Origin of the sequence: Paenibacillus spiritus (assembly GCF_008710135.1) — a bacterium.
GTDB lineage: Bacteria > Bacillota > Bacilli > Paenibacillales > Paenibacillaceae > Paenibacillus_AQ > Paenibacillus_AQ glufosinatiresistens.
Genome location: NZ_VYKK01000019.1, coordinates 1 through 15,313, shown reverse-complemented (window position 1 = coordinate 15,313; position 15,313 = coordinate 1). Strand labels below are relative to the sequence as shown.

Genomic DNA, 15,313 nt, shown 5'->3' with positions numbered 1-15,313 from the left:
TCATTCGGTCTTTATCTTGAATGCCCAGATGTTCGTTGATTTCCCGGTATGTCCATTTCTCCTCCACATGAAGCCGAATCGCCTCTAACTTCAGTTCTTCTGAATATTGTTTGAGCTTCTGCCCTTTAAACGCCATAAAAATGCACCCCTTAGATTTTATCGGAATAACCAGGGGGTTTTTCCAATGTCTATTCTAAGGGGTGCACTTCACTAACGATTGGCGGGTTCTTGACTTTCATTCAATTCCCGTTCACAGCAGCGTCGGAGACGGATGGGAATTAACCCGGTTGTGCTCTCCGGTCAGCTGGAACTGCTGTAACGGTTCTTGTAGTAGCCGTGTCCGTGTCCGCCGCTGCGGGGCCGGTCCGAAGAAGAATACCGGTTGCCGTAATGTCCGGTAGGATGGCCTCGATGCGCACTGCTCGAATGCCTGCGGTGACTGCCGTGACGCGAATGTTCCAGAGAATGCAGCACTTTGTGAAGAATTCTTCTTAACAAGGTCAGCGCCTCCTGTTCGTAAGCATTTTAAATTTTAAATGAAAGGGTTACCGTCCCTTTACGCATGATTGGCCGTCCGGTTCCAGATAATTTCGCCTTCTTTTCGAGATCCATCAGAAAAAGCGCCGCACAAGCGGCGCTTCGCGTCCATTCCATATGCTGCGATTCCTCATCGCCCGATCGTTTCGGCAGGTTGGCCGGCGACTCCCGACGACAGCGGAGCCGGCTCAGCGGGTACACCCGAAGCTGCCGTGAGATCGCCGCAGCCAAGGCAGCTCTCCAGGCGCTCATGCCAGGCTCGCTTCAGCCAGCAGGTCTCCGGATCTCTCTGCTCCAATTCGCTGAGCACCATCCCGATATCCAGCAGCTGGCATCGCGAAAGACGGAACAGATTTTCGGTCAGCAGCTTGTCCAGACAGCGGTAGCCATAAGCCTGCCTGTCCCGCTGCCGGTACAGGCTGAACGCGGTGTACAGCAGCATCTCGATGATCAGAACCACCTGGCCGGAATCTCTCATCTGGCGCTGAAGCGGAAGAAGCTCGAGAATGAAGTCCGTCAATTGCTCATCGCTTCCCGCGCTGTCAAAAAGGCGTCTTCGGTAAACGGCAATATCCAGGAACCATCGGTTCATCCGCATCCTCCTGTTCTTCGCCCTGCCCGCCCGCGTTGCCTCCGCATCGGTTCGGGCTTATACGCCGACCTCTTCCAGAACGGCTGTCGGCCGGTCTTCCGGAGAGACCGAAGCCGCAGGAGCGTACTCAACGACCGGCTTGCGGCGTCTTGCCAGAAAGACCGGCGGCGGCGCATATCCGATGCGCATGGCAATCAGCGGGTATTCCCGGTCTTCCATGCCGAAGCCCGCGCGCATTTCCCTGTCGAACGCCTCCGCCCGGCGGCGCTGGCTCTTCGTCATGCAGTCAGGGCGCTCGGCAAGCATAATACAGACCATGACCAGATAAGTCATCGGATGAATGGCCAAATTGTGCTCATGGGCCCGGAGCAGGAAGCGCTGATAACCTTCGCCGGCGACAATAAAACCTGCCGGAGAACTGTCCTCTACCGTCAGCAAGACCCATGACGCCGACTTGGAGGCGGTCCGCCGGGACCGAAGACCGTATACCCGGCTGAATCCGGCCAGGTTCAGCAGCCGAATCCGATTCCATTTGAACACGAATTTCGCCGCCAGCGCCACGGCCGGTCCAAATCCCATGGTGCGCATCCAGAGGCCGTCTCCCTTCTCCGCATAGGATTGGTCGGAGAAGCGAAGCCAATCGTAGGTCTCGTCCACGGTTCCGGCATGCTCCAGCCCGAACCGTTCCGCCGACCCGATCAGACGGGAGACCCGTCTGACCCCATTCGCGGAAGACACGACGTGCATCTTGATGCCGAAGGGGCGCAGCGCCTCCTCCAGATCTCCCCAGACTTCCGGCTCTACAGGACGGCCGTCGTGGGGATTGCGGTTGGTGAAGCGTTCCGTCACCGCCTGATGGAGACTCTTCTCCTGATCCGTCGGAGCGGGGCCCGGATGAAGACGGATGCGGATGACAGCTCCGTCCTCCGACACGGCCGGAGGTTCTACTTCCGGCATAAGACCGATCCCCCGGGCCGCGGCCCGGATATTCTCCACTGCCGTTCCCAGCGCCATATAGGCCTGATGACCGCTGGGGTCCATTTGCGGAAGCAGGTGTTCGGAAGCAAGCGCAACCTCGAGATAGTCTTCGCCGACAATGAATTTCCACGGCTGATGATTATGCGCCGATGTCCCCAGTCCGCCGCAGCGAATCAATTCCTTCATCTAATATCATCCTTCCTTCATGGTTTGACCGCCCTGTCCAGAGCGTCCGGCGTCCTCATCCCTTCTCTTGCCGGCTGTTCCCAACACGCGGCTTGCCGCCAGACTGACGCCGGCTATGGCAGCCATAGTGTAGAGCAAAGAAGCGGAGGCGGTTAGCGAGTAGACTCCGGCAGCCGATGGAAGCCATGCGCCCAGCAGCGGGATGCCGGTGGCCCCGCCCAGGTTGCGCGCCATCTGAATCAGTCCTCCGGCCATGCCCCGCATTGCAGGTCCCAACGCATCCTGGGCTTCGAGCAGCAAGGAAGGCAGCTGGAAGCCGATGCCCAGCCCGATCAGCAGCGATGCTGCGATCATCAAGGGCTGTCTGGCGTCGCCCAACTGGTAAGCCAGCAGGAAGAACCCGGCCGCATTGACCGACCAGCCAAAGGCCGCGATGCGGACATAGGTCCATTTTCCCGCCAGACGGCCTCCGACAATCCCGGATACCCCTGCGCCCAATACCACCGGAAAGAGAATCAGACCGGAGCGGGTCGCCGAACCGCCGCCGAACACCGCCTGCGCCACGTAGGGAATATAGCTGATGGAAGCATTCTGAATCAGACCTGCCATGCAGGCGCCGAGCAGAACATTGCGCAGAACCGGGTGACGGAAGACAGCGGGCGGCAGAACAGGCTCTTCCTTCGCAGACTGCCTGGAGAACTGCCACCCCATGAACAGAACAGAAGCGGCAATAAGAAGCAGCCAGAGTTCCCAGGTCTCCGGGTGGTTCCTCCACGCCTGAATGCCGGCCAGAAGCACGGCCGGACCTGCGCTGAGCGCGGCAAACACAGGCCAATCCAGACCCCGAAGCCGGCCAAGCGGCACTCTTCCCTCGGATCGGAGTCCCGACAGTTGGAGAGAAGCGACGGCAAGACCAAAAGGAAGCACCAGCCAGAAACACCAGCGCCAGCCGGCCGTATCGGTGATCCAGCCTCCAAGGAGAGGGCCGGCCAGATTGGCGAGAACCTGAACCGTTCCCAGATACCCGAACAGCCTGGCCCGTTCCTTCCCCTCGAACAGAGCGCCGACTGCGGCCAGGACCGAGGTGCTTAACAGTCCTGCTCCCACTCCCTGTAGAACTCTGTAAGCTACCAGCTGCCCCATCGTCAGGCTCGTTCCCGCAAGCCCGGTGCCGGTCAGGAAAAGCGCGATGCCCGCAATCAGCACGGGCCTCCAGCCCATCTCATCCGCCAGCTTGCCGTAGAGCAGCATCGGAGCCGAGATCGCCAGAAGATAGGCGCCGAATACCCAACTGTACAGCTCGCCTCCTCCAAGCTCGGCAGTAATGGAAGGCATCGCTGTCGCCACCATCGTCTGGGTCAATCCGGTCAGGCTCATCGCAAGCAGAATCCCGGTCAGGTTGCGCGCTTTTGCATTCATGCGTCCGTCATCTGCTTGCCCGCCGCAGCGACAGGCACCTTCGCCGCGCTGCGGCGGACCGTACCCGCATTCCCGTCTACAACGATTTCCTGGCCGTCGGCAATCTGGCGCGTGACTCCGGGCACGCCCATCACCGCAGGAATTCCGTATTCCCGGGCGACAATCGCCGCATGGGAGACCGCATTGCCCGTCTCCGTCACTACGGCCGCCGCGGAGGCGAACAACGGAGTCCAGGAAGGATTCGTATACGGACAGACGAGGATATCGCCGGGTTCCATAAGGTGGAAATCCTTCTCCGAAAGAATGATCCGCGCTCTTCCGCGGGCCATGCCGGCGCTGGCCGCCTTGCCTTCCAGCTTGTCGCCGGCGGACCGTCCGCCCTCCTCCAGAAAGCGGGCCTGCCAGCGGTTGTTCATCTCGCGGTAGATCCGTTTGCGGCGCTCCAGCAGCAGCCGCGCCTCTTCCGGTTCAGGAAGGCTGCCCGACAGCCAGCCGGTCAGCTCTTCCCCGAACAGATAATAGATGTCTTCCGGCTCCGAGAGCAGACCTGCCCGGTGAAAGCGCAGGCCGCACTCGCCGGCGATCTCCTGCAGAGCGGCCAGAGGACGCGTCAGGTCGAAGTGGCTGTTCTCTTCAAATACCTGCAAATCCCGGTAGCGGTCGGCCAACCGGCTGAACCGGGAGGAGAATCCCGGCAGATAGCGCAGCTTGCGTCTGACCCGTTCGCGGGTCTCGCGATACTGCTCTCCCCGGGCAGCGAACGGATAGGAATCCAGCCGGGCCAGGCCGCGGAGTATGCTGTAGACCGGCCGGGGGTCTTTGCGCCAGACCGGCGTGGAGAGATACCAGGTCATGCCCTCGCGGTGGCCGTACTCCTGCATGAACGTCTCCAGCATGGTCCGAAAGGCCTCATCCGTGATCTCGCCGGTCCCTTCCGATGCCTGCTCCAGCAGTTCCAGACGACGGCTCGCCGCCTCGGCCAATTCCCACATCGCTTGATTGACATCGGTTGTCCGCGTACCGAGATCCTGCAGCAGATCTCCGAGCGCTTCATCGGCTCTGCGGGGACCAAGCGCCAGCACCAAGTGAACCTTAAGCAGCCGTTCCGCGATATTCATCGCAAAAGTCCCCTTGGCGCGTTCCTCCATCGTCTCCATCCAGGCTGCGGTCACACGTTCGAAGCGGGCCAGCAGCTCCGCTTCCGGCATGCCGCCGAGCGGCACGGGAGCGCATATCTCCTCCAGCTTCCGGCGGTATTCGTTCTCCCACCATGCCGCCCAGTTCCGGCTCAGCATCTCCGAGATGCAGGCCGGAAGGCCGAGCAGCTTCGCGCTGGGACGGGGGTTCGGAATCCGGAAGGCCTCGGCCCACTGTTCCAGCTCGCTTCCGGAAGAAGTTCCCGGGAAGATGAAGCCGAACTGGCGGAAGACGTGAACCGAACCTCCGATAAAAATTCGGGCGGTAATGACATCGAGCGGTTTCGGCGGAACCGGAAAGCGCTCCGTCACCTTTCCCATGACGAATTTCTGAATGGGGCTCAGCCGTTTCTCCGCAGGAAGGCGGATTTCTCCGGACAGCGTGGTGATGGCCCGGGTCTGAAGCAGATAGACGCGGCCCGCCGAACAGGCGAATTCCACATCCTGCGGGCAGCCAAAATGCTGTTCAAGCCGGAGCCCAAGCCTTCCCAGCTCCAGAACAGCAGCATCCCCGATAACCGGACGCCCGCTGTCGCCGTCCCCCCTCTCGGCAATCTTCAGCGCATGGCCGCGCCGGTCCAGCCGGAACACCTCACCGGCCGTCTGCCCGGAGACCAGCGCCTCGCCTAATCCTGCCGCAGCTTCGACCAGCATATGCCCCCGGTCATTGCGGACAGGGTCCACCGTGAACAGCACGCCCGCCGATTCGGCGGGAACCATGCGCTGAATCACGACGCCGATGGCCGTCTCCGTATGCGGAACTCCGCGGCGATCCCGATAATCCAGCGCCCGTTCGCTCCACATTGAAGCCCAGCAGCTCCGGAGCGCGTCAAGCAGTTGAACTTCGCCTTCCACGTTCAGAAAGGTCTCCTGCTGGCCGGCAAAAGTAGCGCCCGACAGGTCCTCCGCGGTAGCCGAGGAGCGGACGGCGACCTTTCCGCCGCCCAGCCTATGGTAGGCATCCAGCAGTTCCCGGGACAGCCCTTCCGGCAGTCCGGCGCTTGCCAGACACTCCTGCGCCGCCTCGGAGCATGCGCGCCAGTTCCGGCGGCGAAGCGGCTCTTCCAGCCGCTCCATCAGGCGGCATGCCTCTATCACCCTGCGATAAGCGTCCGTTGTAACGCAGAAGCCCGGAGGAACCGGAAGACCGAGACTCAGCATTTCCCCCAGGTTCGCTCCTTTTCCCCCGACTTCACCCAACATGCGGCCAGAGGCTTCCTCCAGCCCAAGAATATTCATCGCTCTTCCTCCTCAATAAACGCAGCGGATGCCTGCTCGGGCGGCATCCTCCGCAATCCGGGTCAGCTCTGCTCCGAGCGAATCGGCGAACTTCTGGATCGTCCGCAGTCTGAATAGGGAATCACTGTAGTAAATGCCCAGCAACAGTTCTCCGTTCGCAATCAGCCCCGACAGATCCAGTTCATACAGCCGGTCGCCCTTGCGGGAGAACTTGGTATAGTAGGGACCTACATTCTCGAAGCCGTAATTCAGCGTCGGTTCGCTCCCGTTGAACCCGAAGCGGGCCCTTCCGTCAATCAGTTCTACGCCGGTAGCGCGGAAAGAATCCGCGCGGCCGAAGAAGTCGATCCGTACGGACGTCTGCTCATGCGGAAGCGGCAGATTCAAGCCCAATCCATACGCATAGTTATAGAGCGCGCCCTGCAGCGAGCCGTCCTCCAGATGGCGGGATACCGTCTCCAGCTGGTCGCGGATCGACATATCGGGCTCAAACGAGAGTCGAACGGGGTAATCGACGGCATAGAAGCCTGCGGATTTGAACAGATTGCGGTCCAGCGGCAAATTTCGGCCAATGGTTCGTTCGCAGACCGTAATGTCTTCCCTGCCTGTCCACTCTCCGAGCACCCGGACAAGCGCCAGCCAGATATAAGAGTAAATAGCGATCGCCGCTCCGGTTCTGCCTTCCTGCTGTACAATAGCCGCCGGAAGCGGCCAGGCCAGCAACTGCATTCGCTCCGTCTCCAAGGTATTCCCGCCCTGCCTGTGGTCATACGGCAGCTCCAGCCGGACCGGCGAGCGTTCGTCTGTCCATTTATTCACATAGGTATTCAGCTTCTCCCGCGGGAAATTGTCCAGGAACCGGATATAATCGCCGTAATCATCGGGCGCTCCGGCCGCCGGAGGATTCATCCCAAGCTGCAGCGCCCGGTAAATGACCGTGAACTCCCGGCTGAGCGCCTTCACCATCAGGATATCGCCGATCAGCGTCGGCAGAGCCAGAAGGAGATGCGATTCGCTGCCCCTGGTGTACATCGCGACCTGAATAAGCGGCCAGCGGGTTAAATCTACCTTCCGGTGGAGCGCAGCCGTGCGGTCTTTCAGTGAATCCCAGAATGCTTCTTCAGATTCTTCCGTCCGGTCCTCCATGATGAACGGCAGCGGACCCGGAAGCTTCAGAATCTGCATATGCTCGCTCTGTTCCCGCTGCGGAAAAACGGCGCGCAGCAGAGGATGGCGTTCAAGCAGGATTTCCCAGGTGCGCCCGAACAGCTCTTTGCTGACCGGAAAATGCAGAACGCCGTGCACCTCCACATTCAGAATCGGCTGCCGGGCCCAATTCCACCATTTCTGAGCCGGACTGAGTGGAATGATGCTCTCAATCTGTGCAGGCAGATGCCGCTGGTCAATGGACATGGTTAACCTCCTCTGTCTCTTCGGACGTCTCTTCCTGCGCCTTGCTCATAATCGCTGCCGCCAGCAGGCGGGCGGACGGATATTCATACAGAAGCCGCGGATTGACAGCAACCCCGGTATGTTCCCGGATCATGCTGTTCAACTCCACCAGAATCAGTGAATCCAGATCAATGTCCGCAAAATCGGTATCGACTCCGAACTCCACCGGTTCAACCAGCAGGGATTGGATCGCTTCTACCAGAAACGCAGCCAGTTCCTCTTCATTTAAAATTCTCTGCTCTGCCGGCTTCACCGGCAAAACTGCAACTTCGGCCGGAGCAACGGCAGCCGGAGCCGCCGCAGGCTCGGCATCTTCCAGAGCTTCCGCGAACCAGTGCCGCCGGCGCTGGAACGGGTAGGAAGGAAGCAGGGCCTTTCTCCGCGAATAACCGGCGTCCCAGGATTCCCCGTCGAGCTCTACTCCCTGAACGAACAGGCGGGCCAACTGACGCAGCAGCACCTCATCCTCCGGGGCCTCGTCCAAGAGATCCATGACCGGTTCAAAGCCGAGTTCCACGGCAGCGGCAAGCTCGGCCCGGCGTTCCTCCAGCCCTACTCCGGCCACCGCCGCTCCCGGACCCGCTTCGTTGGTTAGCAGCTCCGTCAGGGACAGGACGCTGAAATCGCCGCTCTCCTCGGGCGTCTTCTCTCCTCCCCATAGCCGGAGCATCGCTTCCTGCGCCGTCCATTCGCCGCGGACACAGCGGGCCGCCAGAGCCCCGGTTCCCAACCCGGCGATACGGGAGGACGGCGCCCAGGTCTTCCATTGTTCCGCTATCAGGCAGCCGGCGGCGAACCGTACTGCATCCGGAGCCTGCGGGTTGGTCAGCAGGGCCGCCGCATCGCTTCCCGGCGGCAGGTTCAGCAGGCGGCTGAATCCTTCGCGGAACCGCGGGTTCGACTCATAGAGCGAACGCGCACAGCGCAGCATTCCGGGTCCGTCGCCGATTACGAATACATGGTCCTTCCCGGCACCAGGGGGAACGCTCCCGCCGGCCGAGAACGGACGGCTTCCTCTAGGTTCTCCGCCTTCTTCATTCTGCCAGGCGCTCCACTGTCCGCCATCGCTCAACACAGCGGCGTAGCGTACAGGCAGCCGCATTCTCCCCGTGTTCAGCGTATAGCAGGCGTCCGGCAGAGACAGTTCCGGATCGGATTGGAAGCGGCGCGCAATCTGCCGAATCTGTTCCTCCAGCGCTTCCGCCGTCCAAGCCGAGAGCGTCAGCAGATGGGCGGGCCGTTCGGTCCCTGCCGGGACTGCGGGCCGCTCGGGAGCCTGCTCCACGATGAGATGCGCATTGCTGCCCCCAAGACCGAAGGAACTGATCCCTGCCCGGCGGACGCCATCCGGCGTCTCCCACGGGGCAAAGGTTTTGGCGATCCGAAACGGCGTCCGTCCGAGGTGAAGCTCGGGGTTCGGCTTGTCAAATTGAGGCTGTCCCGGCAGAGTTCGGCTGCGGAGGGCCATCACGGTCTTCACCAGCGAGGCAATTCCGGCCGCTTCGCCCAGATGTCCGATCACCCCTTTGACCGAGCCGATATGGATGTCCGCCGCAGGGCTTGCCGGAGCAAAGACTTTCTCCAGCGCCTGAATTTCAATCGGGTCGCCAAGCGGAGTTCCTGTCCCGTGGGTCTCGATGTAGGAGATGCTGCCGGGCTCGCAGCCGGACCGCTCCAGCGCTTCCCGGATTACGGCGCTCTGCGCGGCCGGGTTGGGCGCGGTCAGTACAGCAGCCCGTCCGCCGTGGTTGACGGCTGTTCCCTTGATGACGGCGTGGATGAAATCCCCGTCCTCGATTGCCGCCCGCAGCGGCTTCAGCAGCACAGCTCCAGCCCCTTCGCCGGCCACCGTGCCGTCGGCTTTCTCGTCGAACGGCAGGCAGCGGCCGCTCGGGGAGGTGATGTTGAGATTATTCACCACGGAGAAGCGTTCCGGGCTGAGATGAAGCGCAACACCGCCGGCCAGCGCCATTGCGCATTCGCCGGCAAGCAGACTGCGGCAGGCCTGATGTACCGCTACCAGGGACGAAGAGCATGCGGTATCCACGAAGACGCTCGGTCCGTGCAGATCCAGGAAGTAGGAGATGCGGTTCGCCACCATATTCGGCTGGTTGCCGAGGAGGGCGAACGGTTCCTTGGCGGCGGGGCTCTGGGCAATCGCAGCCATGTAATCGCTGCTCGACGCCGTTACGAAGACGCCCGTCCGGCTTCCTGCAAGCTTGCTGCCGCCGTATCCGGCATAGTCGAGGGTCTCCTGGACCACTTCAAGCAACAGCCGCTGCTGCGGATCAATGAGTCCCGCTTCCTTCGGTGACATATGGAAGAAGAGGGCATCGAACCGGTCGATTTCTTCGAGAAAAGCTCCCCGGGACGCCTGCTCCGGCCGGGTGCCCGCTCCAATCGGATGAATCGCTTTCAACCGCGATTCGGACATAACGCCGATCGGCGTTTCACCGCCCTCCAGCATGCTCCAGAACGCTTCAGGGGACTCGCTTCCCGGCAGGCGGCAGGCCAGGCCGATAATGGCAACGTCGTTCTCCCCTGCGGCCTCCGCCCATTCTCTCCTGTCTGCTCCTGCGAATTGCAGCGAAGCCGCATTCCGATTCGCAGCCGGACGCTCCTCCGCCTGTGCGGCAGCCGCCTCCGCCTGCGATCCGCCCAGCTTATCCGCCAGCATGCGCGTCTGGCTGTCGACGGTCGGATGGGTGAACAGATCGGCGACATCAACCGCGCCCGGGAAGCTATCATCCAGCGACATTTTGACCTTGACGACCTTGATCGAGTCTCCTCCGGCATCGAAGAAGGACGTATCTCCCTGAAAATCGCTGTGTTCCAGCACGGACGTCCAAATCTCTTCGACCGTTCTTCTCAATTCTTCCGCCGAAACGGCAGGGGAGAACTCCGGAGAAGCCTCCGGCAAAGAAGAAGGACTCTTATCCGCTTGCTGCCACTGCTGAATCAGGGCGGTGCGATCGGTCTTTCCGTTGCCATTGACAGGAATGGAATCGACCCGGCATATCCGGTGCGGCAGCATATAGGCGGGCAGCCGTTCTTTGAGATGGGCCCGCAGCGCGTCGATATCTTTCTCGGACTCGCTGACTGCGAAGCAGAGCATTTCCTTGCTTCCGTCCGAAGTCTCGCGGACCGCTGCAGCCGTCCGTACAATGCCCGGGCAGGTCAGCGCCTGGCTCTCGATCTCGCCCAGTTCAATCCGGAAGCCGCGGATCTTGACCTGCATATCGCGCCTGCCCACTATATCCAGGTTGCCGCCCGGGAGCCAGGTTCCGAGATCCCCGGTTCTGTACAGACGGCCGCCTTCAGCGACGAACGGATTCGGAATGAAGGAGGCTTGCGTTCTTGCCTCGTCATGCAGATAGCCGCAGGCGACGCCCACGCCCGAAATGCAAATTTCGCCCACTTCTCCCGGACCGCAGAGTCTGGTTGCATCGTCGGGGTCGATAATGTAGACCTGAACATTGGCAATTGGCTTGCCGACATGAACCCGCTCGGTTCCTTTCGGAAGCGGGACTTCAACGGGATGACAGCTCATCCAGATCGAGGTTTCCGTGGGGCCATAGACGTTGACAAGCTGCGTGTTCGGGAGGTGCTCGGCAGCCCGGTTAATAAAGGCAACGGGCAGCCGCTCTCCGCCGAGAAAAGCCAGACGGAGCGACCCAAGGTCGGGGCGCAGGCGCGGACCGAGCAGATTCGTCCAGAGCGACCATGTCGTCGGAACGGAATTCCATACGGTGATTCGATACTGTTCAAGAGATCGGGCAATAATCCAGGGGTCTTGGACATCGGATGAAGGGAGAAGGCAGAGGCAGCCGCCGCCAAGCAGCGGGCTGAAGATTTCGAACAGCGACATATCAAATCCGTAAGGCGAGACGTTGAGGTACCGGTCGTTCTCATTGAGACCAAATTCCCGGTAGTTGGAGGCCAGAGAGTTGACCAGGCCCCGGTGGTGAAGCATGACGCCCTTGGGAACTCCGGTGGTGCCTGAAGTGAACAGCACGCAGGCCAGATCTTCCGTCGTGTTGACGCTTTCCAGAGGTTCGGAGGAGCACCTGAAGAGCCCTTCATTTACAGGAACAATCTTCTTCAGCAGAGGCGTTCCTTCGGCAAGCTGATTCGCTTTGCCGGCCGATCCCGAATGAATGACAACCGTTCGCAAACGGGCCTGAACGGCGATCTCTTTCAGCCGAAGCAGCGGCTGGAGCGGATCGAGAGGCACGTAGGCCGCGCCGGATTTCAATATGCCCAGCAGAGCCACGGGGAGGAATTCCGACTTGTCCATCAGGACTCCAACCAGCTCTCCCCGGGATACCCCTTCCTGCCTGAGCAGCCGCGCAAGTCGGTTCGATTCGGCGTCCAGTTCGGAGTAAGACAACTCCCGGCCGTCAAAACAAACCGCTGTGCGATCTTTCCAACGTGCCGCCGCTTCCGAGAACAGATCATGAATGGGCAAAGAATCGGTCAATATCAAGTCTTTACACTCCTTTTACCATATCATGGAATTCATGTCCCAATTCCGATGACAGCGGGTTGTTTTTATCCTAAATTTTCAGGATTTTGGGAGATTATAGATTTGTAACTTTTTCTTTACAAAAAGTACGTTAACATATTATTGTAATATCTGACAATCAGTTTTTTTACAAAATAGAACAATTTTTGATTAAAGTGTCATTTAATTCATCTACTTAATTACTTTCGTTTTTCTCTTTCAAATTAAAACTAGTGAATGGAGGATGCGGCGATGAAAGGTGTTCTGTTCTATGAGCATGGGGGTCCTGAAGTGCTACGCTATGAGGAGATGGAGGAACCCGAAGCGGGAGAACACGAGGTTGTAGTCCGGATCAAGGCGGTCGGCATGAACTACAACGATATCTGGGCCCGGCAGGGATTGCCCGGCATCAAGTTCACTCTTCCCCATATCCCGGGAACCGACGCCGCGGGGGAGATCGTGCAGATCGGCAAGCGGGTGACTACGGTTAAGGTCGGCGACCGCGTGGCCGTGCATCCCATTTTGTCCTGCCGGATCTGTTCGGATTGCACATCCGGCCGGGAATATTTCTGCAGAAACACCCGGGTCTGGGGGTTTCAGACCGGCCCCCGCATGGGCGGATACGTCCAATACGCGAACCTGCCGGAAGCCAATGTTTTTCCCATTCCGGATACGATCACCTATGAGGAAGCCGCTTCCCTCACCGCCTGCCTGGGCACTTCCTGGCATATGCTTGTGACGCGCGCCCGGATACAGCCCGGCGAAACCGTTCTCATCTGGGGAGCGACCAGCGGCATCGGAACGACCGCCATCCAGATTGCGAAACTCTTCAATGCCCGCGTAATCGCCGTGGCCGGCTCCGACGAGAAGCTGGAAGCGGCAAGGCAGCTTGGAGCCGACGAGACCATCAACTACCGAACCGAGAATGTCTTCAGAACGGTCCGCAAATTGACCGACAAGCGCGGAGTGGATGTCGTATTTGAGCATACAGGAGTCAACACCTGGAATACGAGCATCCAGTGCATGGCCTACGGGGCCAGACTCGTCACCTGCGGCAATACGACCGGATTCCACGCCCAGCTGGACCTGCGCGTTCTCTTCTGGAAGCAGCTCAGTCTGCTCGGCTGTCACTCCATGAACAAGTATGAAGTTCAAGAAGGCTGGAAGTTCGTCAAGACCGGTCATATCAAGCCCCTGATCGACCGCATTCTTCCCCTGGAACATGCAGCCGAAGCGCATAGCCGGTTCGAGAGCGACAACCGGGTAGGCCGAATCATTCTGACTCCCTGGGAGGCCAAATCCGCTTATAACTATGTATGAGGAGGATGACCATGCTCTTTGAATCGCTCCAGATTGAGACGCTGACCGATATGTTCCGCCTCAGAGCCCGGCAGCAGCCGGAAGCTCGGGCATGCTTGTACCTGCTTGACTCCGGGCTGGAGAACGGAAGCTATACATACGGCGAGCTGGACCGAAAGATCCGCTCTGTCGCGGCCCTGGTCCAGGAGATCGCTTCTCCCGGCGACCGGGTCCTGCTGCTCTATCCGCCGGGGCTCGACTTCATCGCCGCCTTCTTCGGCTGCCTCTATGCTGGCGTCGTCGCCGTCCCCGCCTATCCGCCCAAGCAGAACCGGCATCTGCTCCGTCTCCAGGCCATCGTCGCCGACGCCGACGCCTGCGCCGTGCTGACCACCGGGGATATTCTCGGACGCGTCTCCCGCGGGCTGGACGAGCATCCCCGGCTGGCCGGGCTGGCCTGGCGGGCCACCGACCGCGGCGGTCTGCCGCAGGAAGATGCCTTCCGCCCGGTGCCGCTGACCGGCGATACTCTGGCTTTTCTGCAGTACACGTCCGGTTCGACCGGCCAGCCCAAGGGCGTCATGGTCAGCCATCATAACCTGCTCTGCAACTGCGATATGATCCGTTCCCAGTGGGGGCTTACGGAGCGGGAGGTCTGCGTCTCCTGGCTGCCGGCGTTCCACGATATGGGATTGATCGGCATGATCCTGACCTCCCTCTATCTGGGGGCGTTCATTGTCCTTATGGCTCCCGTATCCTTCATCCAGCGCCCGCTGATCTGGCTGGAGGCCATGTCCCGCTACCGGGGCACCTTCACGGCTGCTCCGAACTTCGGCTATGAACTCTGTGTGAAAAAAATTACAGATGAAGCTGCCGCTTCCCTGGATCTCTCCTCTATGCGCGTCGCCGCTAACGGCTCCGAGCCGGTCCGCGCCTCCACGCTTGCCGCCTTCGCCGAGCGCTTCGCCCCCGCCGGGTTCCCGCCCGAAGCGGCCGCTCCCTGCTACGGACTGGCCGAAGCTACGCTCCTCGCCGCCGGCCACAGCGGCGTTCCCGAGCTACGAAGCGCCGACCGTGTCGCTCTGGAACGCCACGAGCTGCAGGAACCGTCCGACAAAGCCTCCGCCGCCGAGCTCGTCAGCTGCGGCCCTTCTTCCGACCGTACCCGTATGGCCATCGTTCATCCCGAGACACGGGAAGTGTGCCCGGACGGCACCGTCGGCGAAATCTGGCTGTCCGGCCCTTCCGTGGCGCTGGGCTACTGGCGCAGGCCCGACGTCACCGCCGAGGTCTTTCAGGCGACCCTCGCCGGCTCCGGCGACGGGCCGTTCCTGCGCACCGGCGATCTCGGCTTCCTTGATGAAGGCCGGCTGTTCGTGACCGGCCGCATCAAGGATCTCATTCTGATCCGCGGCCGCAACCTCTACCCGCAGGACCTGGAACTGGTCAGCGAACGCAGCCATCCCGCTCTTCTGCCCGGCGCCTCCGCTGCCTTTACGGTGGAGATTGCCGGGCAGGAGCGGCTGGTGGTGGTCCAGGAAGTAGCCCGGCATACGAAGGACACCGGCGAGGCCATGGCCTCGATTCGCCGCGCCGTCTTTCAGGAGTATGACGTCTCGCCTTACGCCGTAGTCCTCATTCGCCAGAGCTCTCTGCCCAAGACCTCAAGCGGCAAAATCCAGCGCCGCGCCGCCCGCGCCGAGTTTCTGGAGGACCAGCTTACCGTCGTCGATCAGTGGCGCGAAGGCGAAGACCTCCATAATTCTGCACAGACCGAAGCCGCTGCCGGAATGGAAACCGCAGCAGCTTTGGCTTCGGAGAGACCCGGAAGCGAACCCGGCCGGAACGAAGCGGAGAACGGGAACGGCCCCGCCCCGGCAGCCATCGAACGCTGGCTGACCGCCGAGCTGA

At 60.9% G+C, this 15,313-nt stretch carries 10 protein-coding genes; 2 read left to right on the top strand and 8 right to left on the bottom strand.

Translation table 11 applies throughout. The features are described 5' to 3' along the window. Window positions 1-300: 300 nt before the first annotated feature. Genes F4V43_RS13905 through F4V43_RS13875 form a run of 8 tightly spaced genes read right to left on the bottom strand, consistent with a single transcriptional unit; the run spans window position 301 to window position 12,085 of the window. Window positions 301-498: a hypothetical protein gene (locus F4V43_RS13905; protein WP_150458856.1), complete on the bottom strand. Its 198-nt coding sequence runs from the start codon at window positions 496-498 to the stop codon at window positions 301-303. A 27-nt stretch (window positions 499-525) separates the two neighbouring features. Then, entirely contained in the window at window positions 526-654 is a 129-nt protein-coding gene (locus F4V43_RS19990; RefSeq protein WP_263406123.1) for a hypothetical protein, read from the bottom strand. 13 nt (window positions 655-667) lie between these two features. Then, the gene (locus F4V43_RS13900; RefSeq protein WP_150458855.1) at window positions 668-1,129 is read right to left on the bottom strand and encodes a hypothetical protein; all 462 of its coding nucleotides are present in this window, start codon (window positions 1,127-1,129) and stop codon (window positions 668-670) included. Between the two features lie 57 nt (window positions 1,130-1,186). Further along, window positions 1,187-2,293, bottom strand: coding sequence for a hypothetical protein (locus F4V43_RS13895; protein WP_150458854.1), 1,107 nt, complete (start codon window positions 2,291-2,293; stop codon window positions 1,187-1,189). Between the two features lie 6 nt (window positions 2,294-2,299). Further along, a complete protein-coding gene (locus F4V43_RS13890; protein ID WP_150458853.1) occupies window positions 2,300-3,712 on the bottom strand; it encodes an MFS transporter in 1,413 nt (470 codons plus the stop codon). Further along, complete coding sequence (locus F4V43_RS13885) at window positions 3,709-6,147, bottom strand: PEP/pyruvate-binding domain-containing protein (protein WP_150458852.1); 2,439 nt, start codon at window positions 6,145-6,147, stop codon at window positions 3,709-3,711. The genes F4V43_RS13890 and F4V43_RS13885 overlap by 4 nt, the downstream gene beginning before the upstream one ends. A gap of 12 nt (window positions 6,148-6,159) precedes the next feature. Further along, entirely contained in the window at window positions 6,160-7,560 is a 1,401-nt protein-coding gene (locus F4V43_RS13880) for a condensation domain-containing protein (protein WP_150458851.1), read from the bottom strand. Further along, window positions 7,550-12,085 (bottom strand): amino acid adenylation domain-containing protein, encoded by a 4,536-nt coding sequence (locus tag F4V43_RS13875; RefSeq protein ID WP_150458850.1) that lies wholly within the window; start codon window positions 12,083-12,085, stop codon window positions 7,550-7,552. Before F4V43_RS13875 ends, F4V43_RS13880 begins: the two co-directional genes overlap by 11 nt. Window positions 12,086-12,355: 270 nt before the next feature. On the opposite strand from F4V43_RS13875, the gene F4V43_RS13870 reads away from it, so the two are divergent. Further along, entirely contained in the window at window positions 12,356-13,423 is a 1,068-nt protein-coding gene (locus F4V43_RS13870) for a zinc-binding dehydrogenase (protein ID WP_191089586.1), read from the top strand. 11 nt (window positions 13,424-13,434) lie between these two features. Further along, window positions 13,435-15,313, top strand: a 1,879-nt coding sequence (locus F4V43_RS13865; protein ID WP_223879896.1) for a fatty acyl-AMP ligase, incomplete at its 3' end; no start/stop codon positions are given.

Coding starts and splice junctions, on each gene's coding strand:
- F4V43_RS19990 (WP_263406123.1), bottom strand. CDS start 654: ATGGAATGGACGCGAAGCGCCGCTTGTGCGGCGCTTTTTCTGATGGAT.
- F4V43_RS13900 (WP_150458855.1), bottom strand. CDS start 1,129: ATGAACCGATGGTTCCTGGATATTGCCGTTTACCGAAGACGCCTTTTT.
- F4V43_RS13895 (WP_150458854.1), bottom strand. CDS start 2,293: ATGAAGGAATTGATTCGCTGCGGCGGACTGGGGACATCGGCGCATAAT.
- F4V43_RS13890 (WP_150458853.1), bottom strand. CDS start 3,712: ATGAATGCAAAAGCGCGCAACCTGACCGGGATTCTGCTTGCGATGAGC.
- F4V43_RS13885 (WP_150458852.1), bottom strand. CDS start 6,147: ATGAATATTCTTGGGCTGGAGGAAGCCTCTGGCCGCATGTTGGGTGAA.
- F4V43_RS13880 (WP_150458851.1), bottom strand. CDS start 7,560: ATGTCCATTGACCAGCGGCATCTGCCTGCACAGATTGAGAGCATCATT.
- F4V43_RS13870 (WP_191089586.1), top strand. CDS start 12,356: ATGAAAGGTGTTCTGTTCTATGAGCATGGGGGTCCTGAAGTGCTACGC.